A 6,462-nucleotide genomic window follows, 5' to 3' on the forward strand; every position below is an offset into this window, starting at 1 on the left:
GGTTGGGGTGGGGACATGGCGTCACTGAGCTGGCTGGGCGGTTGACAGTTAGGTTGCGTTGATTAGAGCAGATGTCATAAAAAGACCCTTTTTATGACCGAGCGGAGCGAGTAGTTTTGACTGAGCAGGACGCAGAATGGAAAGAATGTCGTGCATGAGGCGGGAAGGCCGCCTGGTCGCCCAACCGGGTTGACCAGTAGTCAACTCAATCCTGTGCCAGACAGCCTCTGCCAGACAGTCTCTATCAGACACTCTACAAAACGCCCCCGACCTGGAAGCCGGGGGCGCGTGGGCAATTTCTTCTAAGTATGTCCTTGCTCACGTTTCGGGCTTCCACTTCTTAGGCACAGCGGACTGTCGTCGTGAACGGACTGTCCTCGTGAACGGACGCCCATGAGGACGCCACTCGTCCCCATGAGGACGCCACTCGTCCCCATGAGGACGCCACTCGTCCCCATGAGGACGCCACTCGTCCCCATGAGGATGCCACTCCTCTCCTGCGGAGCTTTGCAAGTCCGCCTGGGCACGCCCGCCCGCTTCTTGGGCAGAACGGACGCGCCTGGGCACGCCTGCCCGCTTCTTGGCCTGAACAGCGCCGCTGGCGACGCTAGGCCGCTCCGCTCGGTAAAGCTAAAGCTTTACAAGGAGATACTTAGTCGTCGGTGCTCAGCACGGCCAGGAAGGCTTCCTGCGGCACCTCCACAGTGCCGATCTGCTTCATGCGGGCTTTGCCCTTCTTCTGCTTGTTGAGCAGCTTTTTCTTGCGCGAGATGTCACCGCCGTAGCACTTGGCCAGCACGTCCTTACGGAACGCCTTGACGGTGGCGCGGGCGATGATTTTGCCGCCAATCATGGCCTGCACCGGCACCGGCCACATCTGACGCGGAATGACCTCGGCCATCTTGTCCACGATCTTGCGGCCCAGCGCGTAGGCCCGGTCCTCGTGGACGATCACGGCCAGTGCGTCCACGATCTCGTTGTTGACGTAGATATCGACCTTGACCAGTTCGCCCTGGCGGTAATCGGTGATCTCGTAATCCATGCTGGCGTAGCCGCGCGAAATACTCTTGAGGCGGTCGTGGAAGTCGTACAGAATCTCGGCGAAGGGCACCTGGTAGATCAGCTCGACCCGGCGGCCCACATAGTTCATGGTGACCATGCTGCCGCGCCGCTCCTGCAAGAGTTGCATCACCGAGCCGACGTGCTCCTCAGGCAGCATCACCGACAGCTTGATGTACGGCTCCTCGATGAGCTGGAGGCGGTCGCGCGTGGGAAACTGCGCCGGGTTCTGCGTCTCGAAGATGTCGCCGTTGTTCATGGTGATGCGGTAGACGACGGCGGGCGCGGTGGCGATCAGGTCCAGGTCGTATTCGCGCTCCAGGCGTTCCTGAATGATCTCGGCGTGCAGCAGCCCCAGAAAACCGCAGCGGAAGCCGAAGCCCAGCGCCTCGGAAGTTTCCGGCTCGAAGGAAAAGGCCGCGTCGTTGAGCTTGAGCTTTTCGAGCGCCTCACGCATCTTGCGGTAGTCCTCGGTGTCGGTCGGATACAGACCCGAAAACACCACCGGGCGGGCCGGTTTGAAGCCGGGAAAGGGGTCGGTGATGGGCCGCTCGCGCTCCATCAGGGTGTCGCCGACCTGGGCGTCGTGGATGTCCTTGATGCCAGCCGCGACCCAGCCCACGTCGCCCGCCGTCAGGTGCTGACCCACGATCAGGCCGGGCGTGAAGGTGCCGACCTTATCGACCTCGAAGTGCTTGCCGGTGGAGTACAGCGTAATCTTGTCCTTGGCTTTGAGCTGGCCTTCCAGCACCCGCACGAACAGGATTACGCCCTGGTAGGCGTCGAACACCGAATCGAAGATGAGCGCCTTGAGCGGCGCGTCCGGATCACCGGGCGGCGAGGGAATGCGCTCGACGATGGCCTCCAGAATCTCCGGCACGCCGATACCGCTCTTGCCGCTGGCGAAGATGGCGCCCTCGGCGGGGATGCCGACCACTTCCTCCAGCTCGGCGGCGGCGCCTTCGGGGTCGGCGGCGGGCAGGTCGATCTTGTTGATGACCGGGATGATTTCCAGGTTGGAATCGATGGCCAGGTAGGCGTTCACGATGGTCTGGGCCTCGACGCCCTGCGAGGCGTCCACCAGCAGCAGCACGCCCTCACAGGCCGCCAGCGAGCGCGAGACCTCGTAGTTGAAATCCACATGGCCTGGAGTGTCGATCAGGTTGAGAATGTACGTTTCGCCGCCGTGTCCACTGGAATCGGGCCGCGTGTAGCTGAGCCGAACCGGCGTGGACTTGATGGTGATGCCGCGCTCGCGCTCCAGCTCCAGCGTGTCGAGCGTCTGGTCGCGTTTGTCGCGCTCGCCCATGGCGCCCAGGTGCTCCAGAATTCTATCGGCGAGCGTGCTCTTGCCGTGATCGACGTGAGCAATGATTGAAAAATTCCTGACCTGCATACCGGGTAGTCTAGCGGTCAGCGGGCAGCGAGAATAGGACGGCAGGCCCGGCGCGGGTAGGAGCGGTGGGTGTGGGTTACAGTCAGAGGCGTGACGAGACTGCGGAGCTTGATGGTGTGGCTGATGCTGAATGCGGGCTGGGCGGCGGCGCAGAGCGGGAATCCGGCGCCTCCGCCGCTGCCGCCGCCCGTCTGTGATTCGACGTTGCCGAGCTTCAACGAGGTGCTGGCGAGGGTTCCGGTGGAATTTGAGATATTCAGTTCACGCACCGCTTCAAGTTGTTATCCTGATGAGCTGTACGGCTCCGGCACAGTCGGCGCCGACGAGCTTCAGCGCCTGCTCAGGCGGGCTGGATACGACGTCAGGGTCATCGTCAATACCGCGCCGCCGAAAGTCTTCCCACCCGCCAGCGGCCCGACCTGGCCAGTGAGCGCCGAGGTGGAGGCGATTGTGCCGCAAAAGCCCGGTGCCAGGCTGAAAATTGACGTGAAATTGCGAAACTGGACGGTGTTCAATCAGGAACTGAGCTGGGGGCTGAGGTCACTGAACTACATCCTGCTCAACGAGCGCGGAGAGGTGGTGAACTGGAGCGGCGACGGTCCCCGGACCCTGCTCGCCCCTCCGCCTGCTCTCTGCCCGGCGTTTCAGACCTGCGATGCGCCTGCAATCTACCTCTCTCTTAATCACTTCAATCCCGCTCTGCATTTGGAACCGGGGCGCTACACGCTGCGGCTACGGATCGAAGGCGTCAGCTTTGACAGCGGCACACTCGCGGTCACGTTGCCCGATCAACACTTCGGTATCGTGCCCTGAGCCCCACTCTTTAGCGCCTGGCCGCCCTTCCTTCACCGCACTCTCACCGTAGCTTGACCTTCCCCTTCTCAAACTCGTTCAATATTGAACTGTTTCCCAACCAGGAGGTACACCATGAGCGAGTACGAACAGGATCTGTTCCGGTACGTGGCCGAAGAATTCGCCGAGGACTACCACGAGGGCGAGCTGCCCCGCCGTGAGTTTCTGCGCCGCAGCGTGCTGCTGGGCGGCTCGATCACCGGGGCGCGGGCACTGCTGGCGACCCTGGGCGTGGCCGGGGTCAGCGCCGCCGAGCTGGCGGCTGCCCAGAGCGCCGCGCCCCAGAACGAGGCGGCCACCAACAGCTACCACGTGGACCCCGCCGACTCCGCCCTGGACGCTGGCCCCGTGACCTACCAGGCGCTGGGCCGCACCAACTACGCTTACCTGGCCCGGCCAAAAGGCGTGGCGAGTGCGCCCATCGTAATGATTATTCACGAGAACAAGGGCCTGCAACCCCACATCGAGGACGTGGCCCGGCGGATGGCCAAAGCCGGATACATCGCCCTGGCGCCCGATTTCGTCTCGGTGGACGCGGGCAGCCGTGACGGCGGCACCAAAAAGTACAGCGACATCGCCGCCATCTCGGCCATCATCGCCAAATTCAATCCCGACGATCTGGTGGCACACGGGCTGGAGGCGGTCAAGTTCCTGAAATCGCAGCCGGGCGCCCAGGCCGACCACTTTGGCATGACCGGCTTCTGCTGGGGCGGCGGCGTCACCTGGCGCATGAGTACCCTGCTGCCCGACCTGAAAGCCGCCGTGCCGTTTTACGGCCCCTCACCGACGTTCGCGGATATTCCCAAGATCAAGGCCGCTGTGCTGGGCATCTACGGCGAACTCGATACCCGCATCACCGGCAACGCGGCAGCCACCGGCAAGGCGCTGACCGAGGCGAAGGTCAAGCACGAGCTGAAGATCTACCCCGGCGCCAACCACGCTTTCCACAACGATACCGGCGCTAATTACAACAAGGTGGCGGCGGAGAATGCCTGGGCCAGCACGCTGATCTGGCTGCGGGCCAACCTGTGAAACTCTGTTGACGCCTGGCCCTTTGTTACGCCTCTGTCAAAGCCCAGTCAGCCAAAGCCCAGTCAGCTCGCCGTGAACGCCAGGTGTTGACCGGGCTGGACTGGCTGGCCGGGCTGGCCCACCGTGCTCATATTCGCCGCGATGACCTGCTCGGCGCAGCGCACGACGAAGATAGGTTCGCGGCGAAAGATCACCGGGCCTTCGTGGTGCTGGCCGGGGACGGTGGTCGCCACGCACAGGCTCTTCAATTCAAGAAAGATATCGCTGAATGCAATAATGACGCAGTCGGTAATGGGGCCTCGATTCAAGATTCCGCTGCTGTCGTCTGTCGTAAGTCAGTATTCGATAAGTATTGGGCGCTTTCGAGGAGTCAGTCGGCCACCTATATCTGGCACCACTGCGGCAACGACACCGCATGCATGGAACAAATCGTTCAGGATGCACAGGAGGGCGAGAAAGTTCTTAGCAGCGTCGCCAATTTTCCGAGCTACTACGCAGGTGGATTCAACGCGGCAACGCTATTGGCTGAGCAGACCCGATCTGATATCAGCTACTTCAAGGAGACTGTGATTCCGTGCGTCAGCAACGCCAATCAATACGGGGTCGCTGCGACAAAAACAGGCTGCGAAAACGCGGTAATCCGCTCGATGATTGCGGGTGGTATCCTCTTTGAGGGTGCAGCCAGGGGCCTGGGACGGGTCGGACTTGGGGAAGAGGTGCCGCTGTCGGGCAGACCCAACGGTGTTACGGGTAGTGAAGCTGGGCCGAATGGGACAGGCTCGGCTGGGGAGACGCAAGGGCCAACTTCAGCAACTGGGAGTGTGCAAGCGAGAAAGGACGCGCTGCGTCCGTTAGTGACAGTGTTGGAAAACAAACTGGAGTTTGACAGCCTCGCGTGGGATGGAGTAGCTTGGAGGCCAGACGAAGCCGAAGCCGCCCTGGCATTCAGAGTTCAATCTGGCGTTAAGATGATTCGCCCCCCCAAGATTAGTGGTAAAGACGATACATCCTATGACTATAAAGGATCTAATGGCGCTAAATATGACTTTAAGGGGACAAACCCGAATACTAGATTCGATAAAAGCTTCATTAATTCTGTACAACATGAGATTCTAACTACTCCAGGTACAACTATCATAATTGATATGAGGCGTATGCCGGCAGGATTTGAGAGCGGACCGCTCAATGATATGCTGAGTAAATTGACTCCTGCGCAACTCAAACGAGTTGTCAAACTGAGGTAAGTATGGCTGCTAGTATTACATTTTTCGATAAGCAATATCCAAGTATATGTCCATGGAGGGGGGAGAAAACCATCTTTGAAATAATAATAGACAATATGGAGTTTGACAAGAGATTTTCCTCAATCGAGTTGGAAAAATACCATGAATCGCGGTTCAATTACTTTCTTGATTTATCTGATCTAAATGACGAAGAAACAAACACTTTCTCTGAGTACGTTTTCAGCCTCTTCAGCCTCGTTGATGAAAAGAAGGTTATGGTACACGACAGAAAGAGAGTGCTAACATCTCTTGGGCATCTTAGCGTTCTAACCGCCGCTGCGAGGTTCATAAGAGAAAGTGAGGAGGAGGAACGGAGAAATACACTCTAGCTTTTGATTCGGGTTTCAACGAATAGCTTTAATGATTGAAGCATATTCTATACATGGTGTGAAATCCTGAACAAACCCGGCCTGGCGAGCCAGCTCACCGAGGCAGGCAGCATCTTCGGCAAGGACGCCTTTACCACGGCGGGCGACATCGGTGACGCCTTCGGCTCGGGTCTCGGGCTCACCGGCCCCGGCGAAGGCGGAGGCGGAAACGCCGACGGCATCGGCATCAACGACATCGGCGGTCTCGGTCGCTCGCTCGACGGTCACCTCGGCAACGGCACCTGCGCCGGCCCTGGCCCGTGCCGCGGCATCGGTCATGGTCGCCTCCCGGGAGGACACAACCCGGGCAACGGTCCGACGTGGCGCATGGCGAAGGACTTCGAGGCCAACGGGCATCTCCCGGCCGAGGTCATCCAGCGCGTCGTCCGCCAGAATCAGGGGCGCTTCCGCAACTGCTACGAGGCGGGTCTCCGCAGCAACCCGTCACTCGCCGGGCGCGTGGCGGTGAAGT

7 protein-coding genes are annotated in these 6,462 nt (G+C 60.2%); 4 read left to right on the top strand and 3 right to left on the bottom strand.

Annotated features, from left to right (window positions below; all coding sequences use genetic code 11):
* Positions 1–652 precede the first annotated feature (652 nt).
* Positions 653–2,455 carry a translation elongation factor 4 gene (lepA, locus tag Q0R23_RS01180; protein WP_293909465.1) on the bottom strand — a complete coding sequence of 601 codons (1,803 nt, stop codon included), beginning with the start codon at positions 2,453–2,455 and terminating at the stop codon, positions 653–655.
* 90 nt (positions 2,456–2,545) lie between these two features.
* Between lepA and Q0R23_RS01185 the strand changes: the two genes are divergently transcribed.
* Entirely contained in the window at positions 2,546–3,268 is a 723-nt protein-coding gene (locus Q0R23_RS01185; RefSeq protein ID WP_293909468.1) for a hypothetical protein, read from the top strand.
* Between the two features lie 114 nt (positions 3,269–3,382).
* The gene (locus tag Q0R23_RS01190) at positions 3,383–4,339 is read left to right on the top strand and encodes a dienelactone hydrolase family protein (protein ID WP_293909471.1); all 957 of its coding nucleotides are present in this window, start codon (positions 3,383–3,385) and stop codon (positions 4,337–4,339) included.
* A gap of 62 nt (positions 4,340–4,401) precedes the next feature.
* Here Q0R23_RS01190 and Q0R23_RS01195 read toward each other — a convergent pair whose 3' ends face one another.
* Positions 4,402–4,587, bottom strand: a complete 186-nt coding sequence (locus Q0R23_RS01195) for a hypothetical protein (protein ID WP_293909473.1) — start codon at positions 4,585–4,587, stop codon at positions 4,402–4,404.
* A gap of 171 nt (positions 4,588–4,758) precedes the next feature.
* Here Q0R23_RS01195 and Q0R23_RS01200 point away from each other — a divergent pair, with 171 nt between their 5' ends.
* Together Q0R23_RS01200 and Q0R23_RS01205 are read left to right on the top strand one after the other, a co-directional pair.
* On the top strand, positions 4,759–5,583 hold the full coding sequence (locus Q0R23_RS01200; protein ID WP_293909476.1) for a hypothetical protein: 825 nt from the start codon (positions 4,759–4,761) through the stop codon (positions 5,581–5,583).
* 2 nt (positions 5,584–5,585) lie between these two features.
* Positions 5,586–5,951: a hypothetical protein gene (locus Q0R23_RS01205; protein WP_293909479.1), complete on the top strand. Its 366-nt coding sequence runs from the start codon at positions 5,586–5,588 to the stop codon at positions 5,949–5,951.
* 15 nt (positions 5,952–5,966) lie between these two features.
* Here the strand turns inward: Q0R23_RS01205 and Q0R23_RS01210 are convergent, their stop codons facing one another.
* Entirely contained in the window at positions 5,967–6,269 is a 303-nt protein-coding gene (locus Q0R23_RS01210; protein ID WP_293909482.1) for a hypothetical protein, read from the bottom strand.
* Between the last annotated feature and the right edge of the window lie 193 nt (positions 6,270–6,462).

It is taken from the genome of Deinococcus sp. (assembly GCF_025362455.1).
Lineage (GTDB): Bacteria > Deinococcota > Deinococci > Deinococcales > Deinococcaceae > Deinococcus.